The 20491-nt window shown below is 59.6% G+C and carries 17 protein-coding genes; 10 read left to right on the top strand and 7 right to left on the bottom strand.

What is annotated here, in order from left to right; genetic code table 11:
* Nucleotides 1–18 precede the first annotated feature (18 nt).
* On the top strand, nt 19–1395 hold the full coding sequence (gene gor, locus Q1B40_RS12575) for a glutathione-disulfide reductase (RefSeq protein ID WP_299814689.1): 1377 nt from the start codon (nt 19–21) through the stop codon (nt 1393–1395).
* A gap of 42 nt (nt 1396–1437) precedes the next feature.
* Here the strand turns inward: gor and Q1B40_RS12570 are convergent, their stop codons facing one another.
* Both Q1B40_RS12570 and Q1B40_RS12565 read right to left on the bottom strand, forming a co-directional pair.
* Nucleotides 1438–2943, bottom strand: a complete 1506-nt coding sequence (locus Q1B40_RS12570) for a diguanylate cyclase (RefSeq protein ID WP_299814686.1) — start codon at nt 2941–2943, stop codon at nt 1438–1440.
* A gap of 390 nt (nt 2944–3333) precedes the next feature.
* Nucleotides 3334–4527 (bottom strand): aminotransferase class V-fold PLP-dependent enzyme, encoded by a 1194-nt coding sequence (locus Q1B40_RS12565; RefSeq protein WP_299814683.1) that lies wholly within the window; start codon nt 4525–4527, stop codon nt 3334–3336.
* 320 nt (nt 4528–4847) lie between these two features.
* Between Q1B40_RS12565 and Q1B40_RS12560 the strand changes: the two genes are divergently transcribed.
* Nucleotides 4848–5450, top strand: coding sequence for a gamma-glutamylcyclotransferase (locus Q1B40_RS12560; protein ID WP_299814680.1), 603 nt, complete (start codon nt 4848–4850; stop codon nt 5448–5450).
* On the opposite strand, the gene Q1B40_RS12555 is transcribed toward Q1B40_RS12560, so the two are convergent.
* Complete coding sequence (locus Q1B40_RS12555) at nt 5447–6178, bottom strand: VIT1/CCC1 transporter family protein (protein ID WP_299814677.1); 732 nt, start codon at nt 6176–6178, stop codon at nt 5447–5449. The two genes, Q1B40_RS12560 and Q1B40_RS12555, sit on opposite strands and share 4 nt — an antisense overlap.
* A gap of 329 nt (nt 6179–6507) precedes the next feature.
* On the opposite strand from Q1B40_RS12555, the gene Q1B40_RS12550 reads away from it, so the two are divergent.
* From Q1B40_RS12550 to gltX, 5 genes are all read left to right on the top strand, one after another.
* Nucleotides 6508–7890, top strand: a complete 1383-nt coding sequence (locus Q1B40_RS12550) for a class II 3-deoxy-7-phosphoheptulonate synthase (protein WP_299814674.1) — start codon at nt 6508–6510, stop codon at nt 7888–7890.
* 273 nt (nt 7891–8163) lie between these two features.
* Nucleotides 8164–8697: a response regulator gene (locus Q1B40_RS12545; protein WP_299814671.1), complete on the top strand. Its 534-nt coding sequence runs from the start codon at nt 8164–8166 to the stop codon at nt 8695–8697.
* Nucleotides 8698–8809: 112 nt separating this feature from the next.
* Nucleotides 8810–10477, top strand: a complete 1668-nt coding sequence (locus tag Q1B40_RS12540) for an NAD+ synthase (RefSeq protein WP_299814669.1) — start codon at nt 8810–8812, stop codon at nt 10475–10477.
* A gap of 32 nt (nt 10478–10509) precedes the next feature.
* On the top strand, nt 10510–11736 hold the full coding sequence (locus Q1B40_RS12535; protein ID WP_299814666.1) for an MFS transporter: 1227 nt from the start codon (nt 10510–10512) through the stop codon (nt 11734–11736).
* Between the two features lie 44 nt (nt 11737–11780).
* Nucleotides 11781–13142, top strand: coding sequence for a glutamate--tRNA ligase (gene gltX, locus Q1B40_RS12530; protein ID WP_299814663.1), 1362 nt, complete (start codon nt 11781–11783; stop codon nt 13140–13142).
* Here gltX and Q1B40_RS12525 read toward each other — a convergent pair.
* Entirely contained in the window at nt 13105–14466 is a 1362-nt protein-coding gene (locus tag Q1B40_RS12525) for a DUF2865 domain-containing protein (protein WP_299814660.1), read from the bottom strand. The two genes, gltX and Q1B40_RS12525, sit on opposite strands and share 38 nt — an antisense overlap.
* Before the next feature lie 212 nt (nt 14467–14678).
* The gene (locus tag Q1B40_RS12520) at nt 14679–15191 is read right to left on the bottom strand and encodes a MarR family winged helix-turn-helix transcriptional regulator (protein WP_299814657.1); all 513 of its coding nucleotides are present in this window, start codon (nt 15189–15191) and stop codon (nt 14679–14681) included.
* Nucleotides 15192–15578: 387 nt separating this feature from the next.
* On the opposite strand from Q1B40_RS12520, the gene Q1B40_RS12515 reads away from it, so the two are divergent.
* Complete coding sequence (locus tag Q1B40_RS12515) at nt 15579–16826, top strand: MBL fold metallo-hydrolase (RefSeq protein ID WP_299814654.1); 1248 nt, start codon at nt 15579–15581, stop codon at nt 16824–16826.
* Nucleotides 16827–16961: 135 nt separating this feature from the next.
* Nucleotides 16962–17477, top strand: coding sequence for a CreA family protein (locus Q1B40_RS12510; protein ID WP_299814651.1), 516 nt, complete (start codon nt 16962–16964; stop codon nt 17475–17477).
* Between the two features lie 31 nt (nt 17478–17508).
* Here the strand turns inward: Q1B40_RS12510 and Q1B40_RS12505 are convergent, their stop codons facing one another.
* Complete coding sequence (locus Q1B40_RS12505) at nt 17509–17850, bottom strand: helix-turn-helix transcriptional regulator (protein ID WP_299814647.1); 342 nt, start codon at nt 17848–17850, stop codon at nt 17509–17511.
* A gap of 89 nt (nt 17851–17939) precedes the next feature.
* On the opposite strand from Q1B40_RS12505, the gene Q1B40_RS12500 reads away from it, so the two are divergent.
* Nucleotides 17940–18281 carry a hypothetical protein gene (locus Q1B40_RS12500; RefSeq protein ID WP_299814643.1) on the top strand — a complete coding sequence of 114 codons (342 nt, stop codon included), beginning with the start codon at nt 17940–17942 and terminating at the stop codon, nt 18279–18281.
* 72 nt (nt 18282–18353) lie between these two features.
* On the opposite strand, the gene Q1B40_RS12495 is transcribed toward Q1B40_RS12500, so the two are convergent.
* Nucleotides 18354–19967 carry a L,D-transpeptidase family protein gene (locus Q1B40_RS12495; protein ID WP_299814640.1) on the bottom strand — a complete coding sequence of 538 codons (1614 nt, stop codon included), beginning with the start codon at nt 19965–19967 and terminating at the stop codon, nt 18354–18356.
* Nucleotides 19968–20491: the final 524 nt, after the last annotated feature.

Here is a 20491-nt window from a genome sequence, read left to right as displayed (position 1 = left end):
CATATCGAGAGGCCGAAAATGAGCGAGTACGACTACGATCTTTTTGTTATTGGCGGTGGCTCCGGCGGAGTCCGCGCCGCTCGCATAGCGGCAACCCATGGCGCACGTGTGGGGATCGCCGAAGAACACAGATACGGCGGGACCTGCGTCATCCGCGGCTGTGTTCCCAAAAAGCTCTTTGTCTACGCGTCCAAGTTCTCTGAGGAATTCGAAGACGCGGAAGGCTTCGGCTGGACTGTCGGCGAGCGCGGTTTTTCCTGGAGCAAGCTGGTTGCCGCCAAGGACCAGGAGATCACCCGCCTGGAGGGCCTTTACCGGCGCAACCTGGAACGCACCAACGTTGAAGTTCATGACAGCCGCGCCGTCATCGAGGACGCCCACCGGGTGCGTCTGCTGACGACCGGCCAGGAAGTCACCGCCAAATATATCCTCATCGCCGTGGGAGCCTCTCCGAATGTCGACACCAGCCTGCCCGGTGTTCAGCATGTCATCACCTCCAATGAGGCGTTTCACCTCAACGAGCTTCCCGAGAAGATCGTCGTTGCCGGTGGCGGGTATATCGCCGTCGAGTTCGCCGGCATCTTCAACGGTCTCGGGGTCGACACCACGCTGATCTACCGCGGCGAGGAAATCCTGCGCGGCTTCGACATGGATTTGCGGACCATGGTTCGCGAAGAAATGGAGAAGAAGGGGATCAGGGTTATCTTGAATGACGTCTTCACCGGCATCGAGAAACACGCCGACGGTTCCCTGACCGGCAAGACCAAAAAAGGTGAGACGCTGGACGCCGGGCAGATCATGTTCGCGATCGGCCGTAACCCGCACACCAGGGACCTTGGCCTTGAAAAGGCCGGGGTGGAAATGGAGGCCTCCGGTGCGATCAAGGTCAGTGCGGATTCCAGGACGAACATCGACTCCATCTACGCGGTCGGCGATGTCACCAACCGCGCCAATCTGACACCGGTTGCGATCCGCGAAGGCCATGCCTTTGCCGACACCGTTTTCGGCGACAATCCGTGGACGGTGGATCACAGCCTGATCCCGACCGCAGTGTTCTCGCAGCCTGAAATGGGCACGGTCGGACTGACGCAGGAAGAGGCTTTGAGTCGGACGGCCAACCTCGATATCTACAAGTCCGCTTTCCGGCCGATGAAGCACACCTTGTCCGGCAGGGACGAGAAGATGCTCATGAAGATGATCGTCGATGCGGACAGCCAGAAAGTCCTCGGGGTGCATCTGGTCGGGCCGGATGCCGGCGAGCTGGCGCAGATCCTCGGCGTAACGCTGCAAATGGGGGCGACCAAGGCGGATTTCGACCGGACCATTGCCGTGCACCCGACAGCCGCGGAAGAACTCGTGACCATGCGCGAGCCGACGGAGCGGTTGCGCGGGTAGGACCCGGAAAGTCCAGAGGCTAAAGGGGCAAGGCTTGCCTCTTTAGCTGGCCTTGGCGGCGCGGGCATAGGGCTTCGGATCCTCAAGGGAAAGCGGAGGTTCCGAAGGGTCGCCTTTGTTGTCGAAGAAATCGGAAAACAGCGTATAGCGGTCGCGACCGAGTTTCTTCGACTTGTAGAGCGCTGCGTCTGACCGGGCGACGAGACTTTCGGCTGTCGAACCGTCGTCCGGGGCAACCGCGATCCCGATGCTCAGTCCTATATGCGCTGATCCCTCGTCGCGGATCTCGATCGGCCTCTTGGCCGTTTCCACCAGTTCCGTGCTCAGGCTGTGCAGGCTGTCTCTGTCCGTCGCCTTCCGGTAGATGATCATGAACTCGTCGCCACCGACACGGCTGACAAGGCCCTCGTTGCCAATCACTTTCTTCAGGCGCCCGGCCATGGTCTTGATGACCAGGTCGCCCGCCGCGTGTCCGAATGTGTCGTTGACGGCCTTGAACTTGTCGAGGTCGCAATGAATGACGGCAAAATGCTTGTCCGGCAGCGATTTCACGGAGGTGGCCAGAACCCGGTTGAACTGGAGTCTGTTCGCCAGACCCGTCAGGGTGTCGTGCAGGGCAAGGTGGCGGTTCTGCTGTTCACTTGCCTGCAGGGAGGAGGTCAACTGGCCGATCCTCCAGGCAATGCCAAACGCCAGCGCCGCCAGGGAAATACTCAACAGCACGATGACCGGGATAATTGTCGGCCAGATGGCATTGCCGATGGTCTGGCTGTCCCATGTGAAGAAGCCGATGGCTTCATCGTCCGGATTGGCGATCATGTGAAATGCGGCGGAGGCCACTGGTGCGTCCTCAACGAACTTGAGCGAGGCAAAATTTAGTTGTGAATTCACCTGTCCGAGCAGGATTTCGTCCAGGTAGTGGGCGGACAGGATAACTGTCGGCGGACCGTCCGGAAGCACAAACTTGTAATCGTCCGGGATGACGGGGACCGCACCGAACATTGCGGGCCTTCCATCTATCCTGGTGAATCCCATGAGGGTGTAATCGCCGGGATCCATCCCCTGCAGGGAGCGGTGGCCGTATCCTCCGGGGACGCGCACCCTGTTTTTTTCAAACAGGGTTTTGGCTTTGCCGAACAGGGTCGCCAGTTCGGGTGTCTCGGCAATCGGCCGCTTCAGAATATGCGTGTAGTGCTGGAAGGATTCCGCCAGAACATCGCCGTTACCGGAGATCACCATGACCTTGCTGTGCCGGTAGTCGGACCACAGTGTGTCGATCGCCTGATATGCGTAGTCGGCGTCGAAATTCAGAACCAGTCCGGCAACGGATTGATCCGATGAGGCAACGGTGACCTGCTCGCGCACGAGGGCGCGCATACGGTCCGCAAGCGTATTTCGGAACAATCGCTGTTCGTTGGCGATGGCCTGCTCGGTGGAGGCCTGAGAAGCGATGAACCCGACAAACAGCAGGGAAGCGGACGTTACGGCAATCAGGAGGCCGGCAAGAAAAAATGCAAGCCGCGAAATATGCTGCCGCGCAACACTCACGGGTTGATCGCTGTATCTCCGCCGAAACTCGGTCAAACTGAAATCCTGTTAGAGTCCGCACCCCTTTGCGGGCTCTCGTCACTTTCTGCCATGTAATAAGAAATATATGGACAAATAATTGATGGAAATATCGGGGGTAATACATAGGTAGTTTGCGAGTGTGTCTTAACGTTTTATAAGTAAATTTTTTATCAACGCCAAACATACCAATGCGGCGTTTAGTGGAAATGACTTGTTTATCTCTCAGTATGATTGCGCGTGAAGGTTGTTGTTCTTGTTTTCTAGCACGACATCAGTGTATTCGGGCGCGGCTCCACGTTCATTCCAAGCGGAACGAAAACCTGCATATATAGGGCCCGATGCCAGTCGTTCGGGCCCCGTCGCGCTGCTTCAGGTGAGATTGCCGGTCGCTTTCACGAATGTCGCAATTTCGGTTTCGGTGTTGAATGCGTGCACGGAGGCGCGCACCACGGCATCGAGATTGCGGTGAGGCAGGTCGATCCTGGCGGAGCTTGCGGTGCTGACAGAGACATTGATCTGCGCCGCCGAGAGGCGGGCTTTTGTCTGAACCGGCGTTTCGCCGGCAACGGTGAAGGTCACAATGCCGCCCTTCCGCTGCCCCTTGTCATGCACGGTGACATCCGTCAGACCGGAAAGCTCCGATCTCAATTGCGCTCCCAGAGCGCACACCCGATTGCCGATCCGTTCCATCCCGTACCCGAGCGCATAGTCGACGGCAACGCCAAGACCTATCTGGCCGGCTACATAGCGTTCCCAGGTCTCGAAGCGCCGCGCATGCGGGACGAGTTCATAGGACGTTTCGTCAATCCAGTTCGCGGCCTGAAGATCGATGAAGGGAGGGTCGAGCTGATCCAGTACTGCGTCGCTGACATACAGGAACCCGGTGCCACGTGGTCCGCGCAGGTATTTGCGTCCGGTCCCGGAAAGTATGTCACAGCCGATCTCGCCGACATTGACGGGTATCTGCCCCGCGGACTGGCACGCATCCAGCAGGTAGAGCACATTTGCCGCCCGGGCGATTTCCCCGACATCCTCCGCCGGGTTGATCAGTCCGGAGAAAGTCGGAATATGGGTCAAGGCAATCAGGCGCGTGCGCGCACCGATGGCCGCTTTTACACCTTTCAGATCGATCTGCCCGTTCTCGTCGTCCTCGACGATATCGATTTCGATGCCTTTGCGGCGTTTCATCTGCAGGAAGGCGACGTAGTTGGACACATATTCCGCCCGGCCGGTCACGATCCGGTCGCCCTCGCGGAAATCGATGCCGTAAAACGCCATGTCCCAGGCGCGGGTGGCATTCTCCACATAGGCGATTTCGTGCGGCTTGCTGCCGATCAGCGCGGCAAGGCTGCTGTAGAAGGCGTCCATGCCCGCGCTCGCATGGGCAGCGGCTTCATAGCCCCCCAGCCGGGCTTCCAGGTCGAGATGGTGTTTCACGGCGTTGAGGGAAGGCGCAAGGGCGAGACCCGTGCCGGCATTGTTAAAGTGGATCAGCTGCCCTACACCGGGAGTATCCTTCCTCAAGGCTTCGACATCGTGTTGGGAAAGGGTGGGAACACTCATGAGACCTCCGAGTTTAGGGTACGGATCCATAAAATTGTACTTCCAGGCATCAACCCGGCAAATAAGGGTTAGGAAAAGCCTGAAGAGCCATGCTGGTGCATGGGGCAAAGGATTTGACGCGGCGCTTCGCAGCCGGATTGATGTCCTTCGGATCGTTCAGAAAGCGACTGTCTCCGGCGTTGCAAAATCTTGAAAACCAGAAAGGTTTCCTGCGATCTTGCGCCTTGGAACCAATCGTTTTCTGAACGACCTGAAAGCATAATTTTATGAGTCCGTACCCTAGCCTTGTTTGCAAATTAAAGAATCAAGTTTAGCGCAACATGACGATCACATATTTTGGTTACGGCTCGCTCGTCAATATTGACACCATTCCCGCCGCCACGCAGGTCGTCCCCGGCAGGCTGAGCGGTTGGATGCGCGAATGGAAGGTCTGCGGCGAGGGGGAGGACGGCCAGGGCCGTTGCGCCTTGAGTGTTCGTGAGCAGCACGGCGTCGAGATCCGCGGTATCATGGCGCGCGAACCGCGCGCCGGGTTGAAGGATCTCGAACTGCGCGAACGGCGCTACCACAAGGTGGAGGCGATAGGCGCAACGTTCCGCTGCGAAGCGGAACAAAAGCCGGGGTCGAACGACATGTTCCTGTTCAAGGCGGCTCCCGGTCATCATCGCTGGGGATCGCGCAGCCATCCCATCCTTCAGAGCTATCTCGATTGCGTTCTCGCCGGATATTTCCGCATCTGGGGGGAAGAGGGCATCGAGCATTTCATCGAGACCACCGATGGCTGGCACGTGCCGGTGCTGAAGGACCGGGATAGCCCACGCTATCCGAGGAAGATCGTTCCCGGCCCGCAACTGGCCGATCTGATCGACACCAAACTGGCGGCACTGGGCGTCAGCTATCTGACGCCCGAAGACCAGTCCTAACCGAGCAGCGTCTGCAATCCGTGTCCGGCGGCAAAGGCGATGCCGGCCGCCAGCATGCCGATCGCCATTGTTTCCAGACCGCAGGAAATCCAGTGTCTCTGCGACCAGTGGGCACGGAAAGAGCCGATGGTGAAGAACGCCAGCGCCGTCATGATGGTGGCGGTCATGGCGCTCGCCGGAAGATCAAATACAAAGGGCAGCAGCGGGATCGAACCGAACACGATGAAGGCGGCGAAGGTGTAGAGCGCTGCTTTCAAGGGGGTGCGGGCCGCATCCGTCATGCCGTATTCCCCCTGCATCATGGTTTCGATCCAGGTCGCCCTGTTGGAGGAGACCAGACGCACCATGGTCTCCAGATCTTCGTCCTCGAACCCTTTGGCCAGAAAGATCTGACGGATCTCTTCGCGTTCTCCGTCCGGCGCGATGGAGATATGTTTTTCTTCCACCGCCTTGAGCCGGGCATAGTCCTCGTTTTCGGATTTGGAGCCGCTGTAATTGGCGGCGGCCATGGAAAAGCCGTCGGCAAGCAGATTTGCAATTCCAAGGATCAGGATGACCTTCGATGACAGGTCGGCCCCCAGCGAGCCGGCGACGACGGCAAACGTGGTCACCGCGCCGTCGATGCCGCCATATATCCAGTCCCTCAGGTAGCTGGCATCCGGTCCCGAGGCCAGCCGGGAGGCGATGTCGGCCGGACGGTGGCTGTGTTCCAGTCTTTTGCTTGGCATGGCTGCGTCCTTGCGAATTAACCTGAATACATTCCCCGTCTGGAAGGCGGGCACCTTGATCAGCCTCAAAACGCCCTGAATTCCGCCATATGGAGGAACTGGACACAACGGCTGAAGATCGAAGTATAATAGCTGGATTGAACGGTGGCCTTAACAGCTTACGGGGTGTATAAGGCCGCACGTTTACTGAGTTTGGGTGGCTTTCTCGCCTGACACTCTAACAGTTGAAAATGTCGCGGACCGCGCGGTTCCAGCTAGGTAAATCATGCGTTCGAGGCGAGCGCGGGCAGTCTGGAACAACCCCGCGGGTCCAGTGAGGAGTAGGAAGTATGTCGCAAAAGTGGAGCCCGGAAAGCTGGAGATCGAAGCCGATCCTTCAGGTGCCGGAATATCCGGATCAGGCAGCTGTGGCGGATGTTGAACAACGCCTTGCGACGTATCCGCCGCTCGTTTTTGCAGGTGAGGCACGTTCGCTGAAGAACCAGCTCGCGAACATTGCCAAGGGCAACGGTTTCCTCCTCCAGGGCGGCGACTGCGCTGAAAGCTTCGCCGAACATCATCCCGATCACATCCGTGACTTCTTCCGTGTGTTCCTGCAGATGGCGGTGGTCCTGACCTATGCCGCCAGCCAGCCGGTCGTGAAGGTTGGCCGGATCGCCGGCCAGTTCGCCAAGCCGCGTTCGTCCAATTTCGAGAAAAAGGGCGATGTCGAGCTGCCGAGCTATCGTGGCGACATCATCAACGACATCAACTTCACGTCCGAAAGCCGCGTTCCCGATCCCGGCCGTATGGCCATGGCCTATCGCCAGTCGGCTGCGACGCTGAACCTTTTGCGCGCCTTCGCCCAGGGCGGTTTCGCCAATCTGGATCAGGTCCACCGCTGGATGCTCGGCTTCATTTCCGACAGCCCGCAGGGACATCGCTACCAGGAACTCGCCGACCGGATCTCCGAAGCCCTCAACTTCATGAAGGCTTGCGGCATCAATTCCGACAGCGTTCCGCAGTTGCGGTCGACCGATTTCTTCACCAGCCACGAGGCCCTGCTTCTGGGCTACGAGGAAGCCCTGACGCGCGTCGATTCCACCTCCGGTGACTGGTACGCGACTTCCGGTCACATGATCTGGATCGGCGACCGGACGCGCCAGCCCGATCACGCGCATGTGGAATTCTGCCGCGGCATCAAGAATCCGATCGGATTGAAATGCGGTCCGTCGATGACACCGGACGGATTGCTCGAACTGATCGACATTCTCAATCCGGAAAACGAACCCGGCCGGCTGACGCTGATTGCCCGCTTCGGAGCGGATAAGGTCTTCGATCATCTGCCGCAGCTTATCCGGGCGGTCGAACGCGAAGGAAAGTCGGTCGTCTGGTCCTGTGACCCGATGCACGGCAACACGATCACGGCAGGCGGATACAAGACCCGCCCGTTCGACCGTATCCTCAAGGAAGTGGAATCGTTTTTCGAGGTCCACAACGCGGAAGGCACCCATGCCGGTGGCGTCCATGTCGAGATGACCGGCCGGAACGTGACCGAGTGCACCGGCGGTGCGCGGGCGCTGACGGCTGAACAGCTCGGTGACCGGTACCACACCCATTGCGATCCGCGCCTGAATGCAGATCAGGCCCTGGAGCTGGCTTTCCTCATCGCCGAGAACCTCAAGAAGGAACGCGATGGCCGCCAGGCAGAGCCCATGGTTGCCAGCGCCTAAGCGGGACTGAACTTCTGAAATACGGAGCGGGGCGGCCTATGCCGCCCCTTTCCTTGGCTCTTGCAGCAAGTTTGCTGCAGAACGAGTTTGACCGGCGGATTTGCCCCCCGTGACGAACTCGCCTGGAGCGCCGCAACAGATATGATGACCACACCAATTTACTCGTAAAAGTAGTTTTTTTTAATGATTCGACCTGTCGGTAAGGCTCATTTAACGCTCACAGCGCATACATTCCTTCCTAGTGATGTCTTACGTTAGGGAAGGGGGTGGAATTTGCGTGACAAGTGGGACCTTTCCGGGATCTCCTGCCTGATTACGGAGGACAATCCTCACATGCGCACGATCCTGCGGTCGGTGCTGTCGGGTTTTGGAGTCCGTACCCTTTACGAGGCAGGCGACGGCGCTGAGGCTCTTGAAATCGTGGTGGACCGCAGGCCGGACATCGTTCTGTGCGACTGGGCGATGAAACTCTTCGGCGGCAGCGAGTTTCTGCGCATTTTGCGCGCCGACCGGGACCGCCAGCTCAATACGACTCCTGTTCTCGTGGTCACCGCGCATACCACGCGGGCCACCATCCTGGAGGCCGTCGACATCGGCATTCACGGCTTCGTCGCCAAACCGATCGCCCCGGTCATTCTCTACCAGCATATCGGTGGCATTCTGGAACGCCAGCGCCTGTATGGCCGCACAAGGGGCATACCCGCTCCCGGAACGGCCTGGACGGAACGCGAGGCTGATACTCTCGACCTGTCAGGCATGACCTCGCCGGCGGCCGGTTCAGGAGATAGCTCGCTGGCGCTGCTTTAGCGGACCTGCAACGGAACCTGCTTCTTGATTGTGTTCTGTGGGCCTGGGTGATTGCAACCGTCTGGCCTTGCGGCTACACCTTGATGAGATGACACTTCCTGGCAAAGCTCCCATGATTTCAGATCGATTCAAACTGGCTGTCGCACAGCTCAATCCGACTGTCGGCGATGTCGATGGAAATGCGAAGCTGGTGCGCGAGGCCCGTTCGCAGGCTGCCGCAAAAGGCGCCGATCTGGTCCTTTTTTCCGAACTCGTCCTTGCGGGATATCTGCCCGAGGATCTGGTGCTGAAACCCGCCTTCGTGCGCCGCTGCATGGATGCAGCCCAGTCTCTTGCGAAAGAGACCGCCGACGGCGGTCCCGGGCTGGTGATCGGAACACCCTGGAAAGGCGAGGACGGCAAGGTCTATAACGCCGCGCTTCTTCTCGATCAGGGGGAGATCAAGGCGGTCCGCTACAAATACGACCTGCCCAATTACAGCGTCTTTGACGAAAAGCGCGTGTTCGCCGCCGGGCCTTTGCCGGGACCGGTCGATTTCCGCGGCGTGCGCATCGGTCTGCCGATCTGCGAGGACATCTGGAACGACGAGGTGTGCGAGTGCCTAGAGGAAACCGGCGCGGAACTGCTGCTGGTTCCCAATGGATCGCCTTACTGGGAAAACCGGGCCGAAGAACGCTTGCAGGTGGTTGTCGCCCGCGTGGTCCAGACCGGACTGCCGCTGGTCTACTGCAACCAGCTCGGCGGCCAGGACGAACTGGTGTTCGATGGCGGTTCCTTCGCCCTTCAGGGCGACCGGTCGCTGGCCTTTCAGATGCCGCAATTCGAGCCGGGTCTCGCCATCACCGACTGGATACGCAGCGGGGAAACCTGGATATGCGAGAACGGCGAGGCCGGGCAACTGCCCGGTCTCGATGAGGCCAACTGGCGGGCTTGTGTCATGGGGCTCGGAGACTACGTGAACAAGAACGGGTTTCCGGGCGTGGTCCTGGGTCTGTCCGGAGGCATCGATTCCGCGATCTGTGCGGCCATGGCTGTCGATGCCCTTGGCGCCGACAAGGTCCACGCGATCATGTTGCCGTACCGTTATACGTCCGAAGAAAGCATCGAGGACGCCGCCGCATGTGCCTCCGCCCTCGGTATCCGTTACGATACGGTTCCGATTGCCGAGCCCGTCGAGGGCTTCCAGGCAGTTCTGAGCGACCTCTTCAAGGGCACGAAAGAAGATACCACGGAGGAAAACCTGCAATCGCGCACACGCGGTGTGATCCTGATGGCGGTTTCCAACAAGTTCGGCTGGATGGTGCTGACCACCGGCAACAAATCGGAAATGTCGGTCGGCTACGCAACGCTCTATGGCGACATGAACGGCGGCTACAATCCGATCAAGGATCTTTACAAGACCCAGGTCTACCATCTGGCGGCCTGGCGCAATGCCAATCGTCCTGAAGGCCTGTTGGGCCCGGCGGGTGAGGTGATCCCGGACAACATCATCACCAAGGTGCCGACCGCCGAACTGCGGGAAAACCAGACGGACCAGGATTCCTTGCCGCCTTATGACGTGCTTGACGACATCCTGGAATGCCTGGTGGAAGAGGAAATGTCGGTCGGCGAGATCGAAAAACGCGGCCATGACCGCGCGTTGATTCACAGGATCGAACATCTCCTGTACATTGCCGAATACAAACGCCGCCAGGCCCCCCCCGGCGTCAAGATTACCGAACGGAATTTCGGCAAGGACCGCCGCTATCCCATCACCAACCGGTTCCGCGACCGCAGCTGACGCGATCCGGGGCTCCTGTCAATGCAGGCCCCATGACCTACTTCACGTTCCTGCGCGAGAATGTGCGCTGGCTGTCGGCCAGCTATCTGCTCGCCATGTTTTCCGGCTTTGGCCAGACGTTTTTCATCTCGCTATCGGCGGGCCAGTTGCGGCTGGAATTCGGTCTCAGCCACGGTGACCTGGGACTGCTCTACATGTTGGCGACGCTCGGCAGCGCGTTGACGTTGCCTTATGTCGGCAAGAGCGTCGACCACTTCCCGGTGCGCACGGTCGCGGTCGTGGTGGTGATTGCACTGGGCCTGTTCTGTCTCGCCATGGCGAGCACCTTTTCCGTCTGGATGATCGCCATGTCTTTCTACGGCCTGCGCCTGTGCGGGCAGGGCATGATGACCCATACAGCGGTCACCGCGGCCGGGCGCTGGTTTTCCGCGCAGCGCGGCCGGGCGGTTTCGATCGCGCTTCTGGGCTTGCCGACGGCCGAAGCCCTGTTGCCATTGTGTTTCGTAACCCTGGCAGGCTTCCTTGGCTGGCGTGGGGCATGGACCGTCGCAGCCCTGGTTCTGCTTCTGGCGGTATTGCCCGTGCTTATGACGCTGCTCGCCAGAAACCGGGTGCCGAGTGCGACAGAAATCGCCTCCATCAAGCCGGAAGGCCGGCAGTGGACGCGCAACGAAGTGCTCCGCGACCCGCGCTTCTGGCTGGTGTCCTGCGGCATCAACGCTCCGGCCTTTATCGGTACGGCGATCTTCTTCCACCAGGTCTATCTTGTCGAACTGCGCGGCTGGTCGCTGGAAGTGTTCGCCAGCGCCTTTCTGGTCATGGCCGCCGGCGTCGTCTGCGCCTCACTGGTGATCGGGCCGCTCATCGACCGGTTTTCCGCGCGCCGGCTCCTGCCGTTCACGCTTATAGCGTTGTCGCTGGCCTGCCTTGTGCTGGCGCAATATCATGCGCCTTTTTCGCCGTATATTTTCCTCGGCCTGATAGGCGTATCCAACGGCTTCAACAGCACGCTTGTCAGCTCCTTCTGGCCCGAGGTCTACGGAACGCGCCACATGGGCGCAATTCGCGCCGCCGCCTTCTCCGTCGCGGTCTTCGCTTCCGCGGCCGGGCCCGGTCTGGTCGGCTGGCTGATTGACCTCGGCGTGCCGTTCGACCTGCAGGTGAGGGTGATGGGGCTCTATTGTCTTGTCTTCTGCGTCGTCCTGACGCTGATGGCCCGGGCGTACCGGGAGAGGGAAACAATCTTGAAAGCGGAATGAGTTTGGGGTTGCCGTGCGGCCGATCCGCAGCTAACTCAAACGCCATGACAGTCATCGTACGTTTCGCGCCGTCGCCGACCGGCCACATTCACATCGGCAATAGCCGTCCTGCGCTCTTCAACTGGTTGTTCGCCAAAAAGGCGGGCGGGCAGTTCATCCTGCGCTTTGACGATACCGACCTGGAACGCTCCAGGCAGGAATATGTCGAATCGATCGAGCAGGACCTGCGCTGGCTGGGGATCGAACCGGACCGGGTGGAGCGCCAGTCGGAGCGTGTTGCCAGCTATGATACCGCTGCGCAGAAGCTGAAGGATGCGGGGCTGCTCTACCCGTGTTACGAGACCCCGGACGAACTGGAACGCCGCCGGTCGCGCCAGCGCGCGATGGGCCGTCCGCCGGTTTACGACCGCGCGGGCCTCAAGCTGACTGTCGAAGAGAGGGCCGCCTTCGAGGCGGAAGGCCGCAAGCCGCATTGGCGGTTCCTGCTGCCCAATCACGACGGCGACCCGTTGCAGACCCGGCGCACGGAAGTTTCCTGGGACGATCTTTGCCGCGGCACGCAGGCCGTGGATCTGGCGTCGCTTTCCGATCCGGTTCTAATCCGCGCCGACGGCACCTTCCTCTATACCTTCACGTCGATTGTCGACGACATCGACATGGGCGTCACCCACATCATCCGCGGTGAGGACCACGTGTCGAACACGGGTGTTCAGATCGCGATCTTCGAAGCGCTCGGAGCAACTGCGCCGGTATTCGGTCACCACAATCTCCTGACGACACAGGACGGAGAAGGGCTGTCGAAGCGCAAGGGCGCACTGTCGATCGGGTCCTTGCGGGACGAAGGCCTGGAGGCGATGGCAGTCGCCTCGCTTGCCGTTCTGACAGGAACGAGCCAGGCCGTCGAACCTGTTGCGACCATGGACGCCCTGGCGCAGAAATTTGATCTTTCCAGCGTTTCCCGGTCCCTGGCGAAATTCGATCCTGACGAACTCCGGAACCTCAATGCCCGTCTGGTCCACGATCTGCCTTATGAGGCGGTCAAGGACAGGCTGGCCGGCATGGATATCCCGGCTGACGCGGACTTCTGGGAAACCGTGCGCGGCAATTGCCAGACGGTCGCGGATGCCCGCGACTACTGGAAGGTTGTAACCGGTCCGGTCGAAAGCCGGATCGAGAATGAGGACAGGGAGTTTGTCGGCAGCGCCAGGGCCCTGTTACCGGACGGGGAGATCACTCCGGATACCTGGGGCCTCTGGACGGCGGCGCTGAAAGAGAAAACCGGCCGCAAGGGCCGCGGTCTTTTCATGCCTCTGCGGCGCGTCCTGACCGGTATGGATCACGGCCCGGACATGAAGGCCATGCTGCCTCTCATTGGGCGACAAAATATTCTGGACCGACTACCCTGACGGACGCCTTGTCGGCAGGGGCCGGGCGAAACCCGGTGTCGTTGCTCTTGAAAACCGGAGCCAGGGGCGAATCCATTGCAGGAGTGTCTCCCGGCGACGCCCGCACGGACAGCAGCGGCAATCCGTTCACGGTTTCCGGCTCAATACCGGGCTGGTTCTGATCGGAAGACAGTCTTGCGGCTGCCTGGCGCAGCGGAACGGTCACGTCAAACCCCTTTTCCAGATTGATCAGGGTGTCCGGGTCCTCGTGAGGCGGCAATTGCGCTCTTCGCAGCGGTGGCCGCGCCAGGGGCGAGGGCGTTTCGCCGGTCTCATCGAATGTTCCACCGCGGCTCGGCTGCAGCGTTCTCCTCGGTAGTCCGGCGCTGATATCGGAAAAGAACACGCGGTTGCCGGATCCCGAGGTCAGCTCCGTCCAGTCTGAACGCATTTTGGACTGACGCGTCGGCCGGCAGCTGCAGCCTTCCACGAATTCCGTTTTGTAGCGGTCCGCGAAGGGTTGTTCCGAATAGAGCGCCCCGGCCAGAGATGTCATCTGCGCCTGGTCACCTCCCGGGTTGCGGTAGACGTAAAGCTCCGTCTGCGCGGCCGGGCAGATTTCCGAACAGCGGGCCTCGTCATAGGCGAACTGGTTTTTGCCGGTCGAAAAGCTCAACGGGAAAAAATAGCCGTCGCAGGTGCGCACGCAAAGGGTGCGAAAGGTGCCACCTGAAGGAAGACGCACGCGCGAGGCCGCACTGTTCTTCCGCGCCCGAACGGCTGCAATTTCCCTGTCCCCTGATTTGGCAGAAGCAAGGTTCACATCCGCTTGTGAGCGTTGCTCCGTCTGCGAGCCGGGATTGAACAGGCGCGACAGCAGGGAACGCGGTTTCTCCTGGGTGCCGTCTTGCCCGGTCTTTGCCTGGCGGGCGGCAGGCGCGTTGCAATTCTGTCTGGCAAGTTGCGAGCGCACCTGTTTCAGCCGCCTGGCATTGCCCGAAGAACCGCCGCCAGCCTTGGCGAGCTGACGCTCGATCGCGGCCAGATTGGACTTCATGCGCCGGATCTTGCCGTTGAGGCTCTGGCAGTTGGGAGAGGCCGCGCTGGCGCAGCCGAAATATCCGGCATCACGCTCCGCCGCCGCAATCGCCTTTTGCTGCTGACTTTTTGCGGAGGTCCATTTTTGCGCGGCGGGTGAGCCTGAACCGGACTCCAGCTGGCGCAATTCGGCCTTCAAAGCGGAACAGCTGGCTGCGGCGGCTGCGTTCAGGGGCAACAGGACTGCCGCGCACACGACAATGGCGCGCACGAAATCATCAGACCTGGCGGTGCTGCGAAACCACATAACCCTTCCCCTGCAGCGTACTGCCTTGCACCGGACCGGTTCCGACATTCGAAAACTCATCCGGGACGCCAGCTTCACTATTGCTGCTGCCCCTACCTATAGCAACGAAAGCTCTGACGTTAGGTTAATACCGGCGTCCGGCAGAGCGTAGGGTTTTCAAGGTTTCTCAACGCGGGGATCAGTTTCTTTCCGAACGACCTGAAAGCGGAATTTCATGTATCCGTATTCTGGGGCGCAGCGGAACTTGCAGCGGTGAGCAAGCGCTCGAAGATGTCGTCAAGCAGCACTTTCTGCTCCTCCGTGAGCGCTTCCTGCAGCCTTGCGGAATAGGCAAGCGCCTCCGGGATCAGTTCCTCATACATGCTGCAGCCCTCGGGGCTGAGCTTTAGCATCTGCTCGCGCTGGTCGTCCGGGTTCCGGCCGCGCACGATCAGCCTGCGCTGCTCCAGCGCGGCCACCGCACGGCTTACCTTGGTCTTGTGCATGGCAGTCGCCTGGCTGATGTCGCGGGCGGTCATGGCGTGATGTTCACCGAGGGTGGCGACCACCCGCCATTCGGGAACGCCGATGCCATATTTGCCCGCATAGATTTTCGAAAACGAGCGGCTGACGGTCTCCGCAAGATGGTTGAGCCGGTAGGGCAGGAACCTGTTGAGCTTCAGAACCTGCCGGAGGTCGTCCGCGTCACCGGTCTCGTCGAGGGGGGGAAGGAGATCGTCGGACATGGGTTGGAAGCTGCCTCGAAAATTCGGTTTTGCGCTGTCACACCCGGCGCGCGTCGGAGCCGGCAGATAAAGTTGCCGTCATCCGGCCATGATCTCTTTCTAGCAAGTATAGCCAACTGAAAAAATCGGAAAAGACAACCTGAGCTGCTTCGAAAAAAACACGATAACGCAAGCAAGGTTGAGGGAGAGCTTGGGCGCATATAGTCGAAAAGCTACGACATTAGCTAACCTATCTGTTGATAAGAAAGGATTAGTTAAGGAATTGGGAAATGAAAGTTTGCGAATCGGGGATCGAAACTGAGACGCTGTAGTCAACGGTAAAAGGCGTTTTTCCGGATGAAAAACAAGAGAAAGCAGACCGTCAGCCGGTAGAAAAGCGAGACCTCTATGACAAAGAACGCGAACAAGTCCGGTGGCGCACCTGGCGAAAACGAGCGGTTCGAGGAACTCGGGCGCGGTTGTTATGCCTACAGCGCAGACGGATGTTCCAATACCGGTGTGATCATCGGCGATAAAGCGGTGCTGGTCGTTGATGCTCAGGCGACGCCCCAACAGGCGCAAAAGGTTCTAAAGAAAATTCGCGACATGACGGACAAGCCCGTCAAACAGGTGGTTCTGACTCATTTCCATTCAGACGGTTGTCTTGGCGCAATGACGTTTGATCCGGGAGAGATTATCGCCTCGGATCTGACCCGGCGAATGATGGACACCCGCGGCAAGGAAGAGATCCGCGTTTCCAGGCAGCGCCTGCCGGATCTGTTTGCGGGACTGCCCGAAAATGCCGGTATCGTCGGACCGACGATGACGATTGCGTCCTCGATGACGATCGATCTCGGTGGACTGGACGTTCGGCTGATGCATCTCGGTCGTGGACACACAATGGGTGATCTCGTGGTCTGGGTGCCGGACCGGGCGGTCCTGTTCGCCGGCGATCTGGTGCAGAAATCTGCGGTGCCTTACTGCGGCGATGCGCATCTGGCCGATTGGCCGCGTGCACTCGACCGTGTATCCGCCTTCCGGCCCGCTGCCCTCATGCCCGGACGGGGACGCCCGGCTATTGGCGCGTCCTCCGTTACCCAGGCCATCGAGACGACACGCGAATTCGTCACAACCCTGCACGATGCCGCCTCCGCCTGCGTCGTCCAGAGCCTCGGCCTGAGGGATACCTTTCTTGCTGTCAGGGATGCACTGGAACCGCAATTCGGAACCATGACCGGTTTTGATTTCAATCTGCCCCTGAGCCTGGCCCGGGCCTATGACGAAGCGCTTGGACTGGACCAGCCCCAGGTGTGGACGCGCGAGCGCCTGGCGGATCTGGAAGATGCCCTGGGGGACCTTTCGTCCATTTCCGACCCCGCCGATGAGGCTGTTGAAACGGCCACGGACACAGCTTCCGGGCAGGCCTCCGACCTGGACGCGCAGGAAACCGGGCCTGAAGCTGCCGGCGAAGACGGCAAGCCGGAGCTTGTCGCCGACAGCGATTTCGCTGCGTCCCTCGAACAGACGGAAGAAGACGGGGATCCGGATCTGTCCGCAGACGACGTCACCGGAACGGAAGATGAGGATGGCGAAGCCGCCAGGTCCGAAGATACGGAAGAGGCGGGCCCGGAAAAGGTTCTGGAGAACGCCCGCTGACAGACTGTTGGCCCTGTCTTTTGCGATTTTTCCTGCGCGCGCCGTTTCGGCGCGCGTTTTGATTTATTTGACAGGGTTGCTTGATCGCCCGAGAGCGAACCCCACATGTCACTCGATTCACACCCGGAGGTCCAAATGCGTTTCCTGACCGCAATCGCTGTCGCCCTTGTCCTGTGCGTTCAGGGAGCAGGAGCATCTTTTGCTGCTGACGAACCCGATCTGATCTTCAAGAAATCGACCGTCTGGAAATTCCTGACGCCCGACCACAAGCTGGCCACCTACGCAATCGACGACCCGGTCGTCGAAGGTGTCTCCTGCCACTTCACGGTTCCTGAAAAGGGCGGTGTTTCCGGCTGGCTGGGCGTTGCCGAAGAAGTCTCCGACGTCTCACTCGCCTGCAGACAGGTGGGGCCGGTGACCATCAAGGAAAAGTTCGAGCAGGGCGAGGAAATGTTCCGCCAGCGCCGCTCCTTTGTCTTCAAGAAAATGCGGATCGTGCGTGGCTGCGACATCAAGCGCAACGTGCTGGTCTATCTGGTCTATTCCGACAAGCTGATCGAGGGCAGCCCGAAAAACTCGACTTCGACCGTTCCGCTGATGCCCTGGGGCGACCAGGTGCCGCCGAAATGCGGTGATTTTCTCACGGATTGAGGCGAGCGGCGCGCTCGCCTCGCGGCGCGGATCACTTCGCTTCCAGGCTTTCCAGATGTTTGCTGACGGGCAGGTCCGAGCCGGCGCAGAAATGCTTGTAGAGCATCGCCATGATGTCTTTGACCGGTTCGCTGGCAAGCCTGTAGTAGATGGTGGTGCCTTCCCGGCGGGTGGTGACCAGTCCCTGAGCGCGTAGCAGAGCGAGCTGCTGGGAAACCGTCGGCATGCGCAGGCCCGTCTTTTCGGCAAGTTCACCGACGCTGCGCTCTTCTTCCAGAACGAGGCACATCAGGAGAAGGCGCGGCGCGGACGCCATCATCTTCAGGAACTCCGCAGCGGATTCCGCCTTCTCTTCAAGTAGATCATAGTCCATCGAGCAACCTTGCCAAACATGCCGGATAACTGCAAGCAGGAGACCTGTCCCGCCCCGGAGCATCCTGCGGTCCGATAATGGCGGACAAGATGCCTGAACGCTTCAAACCCGATCAACTTTTCAGCTTTCACACCACTTTGTATGAAAGTGGAGAAGTTGATCTTCCGTTGCTTTTATATGCGGCTCGCTGCCGTGACAATGATGTTTCCGTTGCCGCAGCCGGTTCCGGACATAAGGCACATGCTTTTCTGCTGCATTTCCTGGCCGAAAGCCTTGGTGCCGTCGGTGATGACGATGATGGCCGCAAACGGTCCTGCCAGTACGATGGCGAGGAAGATGAGGACAAAAAGGCGGTTCAACATGGTCGTCTCCTGAAGGCAATCCGTTTCGATTGCCCGGAGATTACCGGCGCCGCCTTGAACCCATGCTGAGTGGCCCGTTCAGCTAGCGTTCAGTTATCTAAACAAACTGAAAACGTTATTGTAATCAGTGTGTTGATGTCGTCATAGGTTCTGCGTCATGGCCGTTCTGAGCGCTTCCAGCAGGACTTCGTCACGTCCGTAGATGTCCTTTCTGAAATGGGTGGACCCGTCCTTGTTCATCCAGGCGGTCAGATAGGTCAGGTGAACCTCGATAGGACTTTGCAGCGTGACGACCCGTCGCTCTCCGCTGTCGCGCACCTGTTCCCAGTGGCCGGGCGTTGAGTCGATGTCCTGCAGCAGGACATCGGCAAGCGCGAAGGGATCGGAAACCCTTATGCAGCCGTGGCTGAACGCCCGTTCGGAGCGTGAGAACAGCGATTTCGACGGCGTGTCGTGGATGTAGATGTTGAACTTGTTGGGAAACATGAACTTGACGCGGCCAAGCGCATTGCCCTTGCCCGGGTCCTGGCGCAGCCGGAAGGGGAAATTGCCACCCGAATAGCTGTTCCAGGCGACCTGGGTGGCTGGAACCTCCCGGTCGTTTTCGAAGATCCGGATGTTCTGTGAGCTCAGTGCGGACGGGTTTTTCTTCAGCTTCGGAAGATATTCCTTCGTCGCAATGGAGTAGGGCACGTTCCAGTAGGGGTTGATCTCCACATATTCCATTCGGTCGGAAAACACCGGCGTCGCATGATAAGGCTTGCCGACGACGACCCGCGTCGTGTGGACGGTCTGATCGTCGCGCACCACTTTCAGGTTCTGGTCGGCAAGATTGACGAAGACATAGAAGTCGCCGAGATCGTCCCGCATCCAGCGCCGCCGCTCCATGTTGAGCTCCATCTGGATGAGCTTTTCCTGGATGGGAATATTGATGCGCTCCAGCGTGTTCTTGCCGATGACACCGTCCATCTCCAGGCCGTGATAGTCCTGAAAAACCTTCACCGCCTCGACCAGCGCGCCGTCATAAACCTCACCGCTGTGATCTCCGGCGCCCGGAATATCCTCTTCGATCAGCCGGGTGCGCAGCACCGCGACACGCGGGTCGCTCATGCCGGGCTTCAGTACTTCGCCGTCAGGCACCGTCGTGAACCCGCCTTCCGCGGCCTTTTTCCTGTATTGGGCCAGTCGCCGCTTCAGCCTGGCGTAATTGTCGGAACGGGGAGCAAGGGTTTCAAGAAACGCACTGAAATCGACAGCATTTTCCGCCGTTTCAAACAGCTCTTCCGGCTCGGGTCTGTCCGGAAACACATTAAGCGCCTGGTTGACCCTGTTGGGCTGCACACGGCCGGAGGACAGGTGGGTCGCGTAGCGCAGGAACTGATTGGATAGCTGAAGATCGAACTGGGCCCACTCCTCGGGTGTGCGTGCCGTCTCCGACAATTGAACCAGCTCCAGTGGGCCGTAGTTGTTCGGATTGAGCGCATGGTCGTTGGCTGCGGCCATCGCGGCAATCACCAGATGCGCCTTTTCGCTCAAGCCGTTCTTGTCGAACCACACAGGGGCAAAAGCCCTGTTGCCGTAGTAACGCGCCAGCCCGTCCGGGATATCCGTGGATATGGCGATCTGAATGGCTTCCGCGATCGGCGTTTGCGGCTCACCGGCAGCCGGTGGCGGAGCCGTTTCGGTACCCGAAGCCTCGGGCGACGCCGACTGTGCCTGCACAAAACCGGTGGACAGCGCCGGCGGCAGCGCCACAACGCACATCAACAGCAAAGCAGAAGATAAAGAACGAAACGAACGAATGCATTTCACGGGAAAGCCCCCTCTGATTCCCACGCGCAGAAGACTAGAGCACTTTCCGATCATATTGAACCATTTGATGGCTTGAAACGGCTCACTCCGAAAGGCGCGCCGTGAAGCGCGATGCGGTGCATCGTGCAAGCGGCGCAACGCTGCAGATGGGCCGTTTCAAGCCACCCAACGCAAGAAGAAGTAATTGAAAAACAGCTGTCGGGGTCGGACGAAATTGGTCCCTGGCATCGTTGGATTGCGCTTGAGGTGGGCAACACCGCTACGCCCAATCCGCCTCGCCAGGGACCAATTTCGTCTCGATCAAATGATTCAATATGATCGGAAAGTGCTCTGGTCTAAGTCGTGCCGCCCGCCAACGCCGCGTTGGCGGCTTTCAGCATTTGCCGGCAATTGCGGTCTTGACCGGCTTCCGTCTTCCGGTCCATAAAGCCGCCATGATGACGGCCACACGGAACATCATTTCGATC

This window comes from uncultured Roseibium sp. (assembly GCF_947496995.1).
In the GTDB taxonomy this organism is placed as follows: domain Bacteria; phylum Pseudomonadota; class Alphaproteobacteria; order Rhizobiales; family Stappiaceae; genus Roseibium.
This window is presented reverse-complemented; position numbering and strand designations above follow the sequence as displayed.

Bases quoted from the DNA above. Each gene is read 5' to 3' on its own strand.
- gor (WP_299814689.1), top strand. From the start codon at position 19: ATGAGCGAGTACGACTACGATCTTTTTGTTATTGGCGGTGGCTCCGGC.
- Q1B40_RS12565 (WP_299814683.1), bottom strand. From the start codon at position 4,527: ATGAGTGTTCCCACCCTTTCCCAACACGATGTCGAAGCCTTGAGGAAG.
- Q1B40_RS12560 (WP_299814680.1), top strand. From the start codon at position 4,848: ATGACGATCACATATTTTGGTTACGGCTCGCTCGTCAATATTGACACC.
- Q1B40_RS12555 (WP_299814677.1), bottom strand. From the start codon at position 6,178: ATGCCAAGCAAAAGACTGGAACACAGCCACCGTCCGGCCGACATCGCC.
- Q1B40_RS12550 (WP_299814674.1), top strand. From the start codon at position 6,508: ATGTCGCAAAAGTGGAGCCCGGAAAGCTGGAGATCGAAGCCGATCCTT.
- Q1B40_RS12540 (WP_299814669.1), top strand. From the start codon at position 8,810: ATGATTTCAGATCGATTCAAACTGGCTGTCGCACAGCTCAATCCGACT.
- Q1B40_RS12535 (WP_299814666.1), top strand. From the start codon at position 10,510: ATGACCTACTTCACGTTCCTGCGCGAGAATGTGCGCTGGCTGTCGGCC.
- gltX (WP_299814663.1), top strand. From the start codon at position 11,781: ATGACAGTCATCGTACGTTTCGCGCCGTCGCCGACCGGCCACATTCAC.
- Q1B40_RS12525 (WP_299814660.1), bottom strand. From the start codon at position 14,466: ATGTGGTTTCGCAGCACCGCCAGGTCTGATGATTTCGTGCGCGCCATT.
- Q1B40_RS12520 (WP_299814657.1), bottom strand. From the start codon at position 15,191: ATGTCCGACGATCTCCTTCCCCCCCTCGACGAGACCGGTGACGCGGAC.
- Q1B40_RS12515 (WP_299814654.1), top strand. From the start codon at position 15,579: ATGACAAAGAACGCGAACAAGTCCGGTGGCGCACCTGGCGAAAACGAG.
- Q1B40_RS12510 (WP_299814651.1), top strand. From the start codon at position 16,962: ATGCGTTTCCTGACCGCAATCGCTGTCGCCCTTGTCCTGTGCGTTCAG.
- Q1B40_RS12505 (WP_299814647.1), bottom strand. From the start codon at position 17,850: ATGGACTATGATCTACTTGAAGAGAAGGCGGAATCCGCTGCGGAGTTC.
- Q1B40_RS12500 (WP_299814643.1), top strand. From the start codon at position 17,940: ATGCCTGAACGCTTCAAACCCGATCAACTTTTCAGCTTTCACACCACT.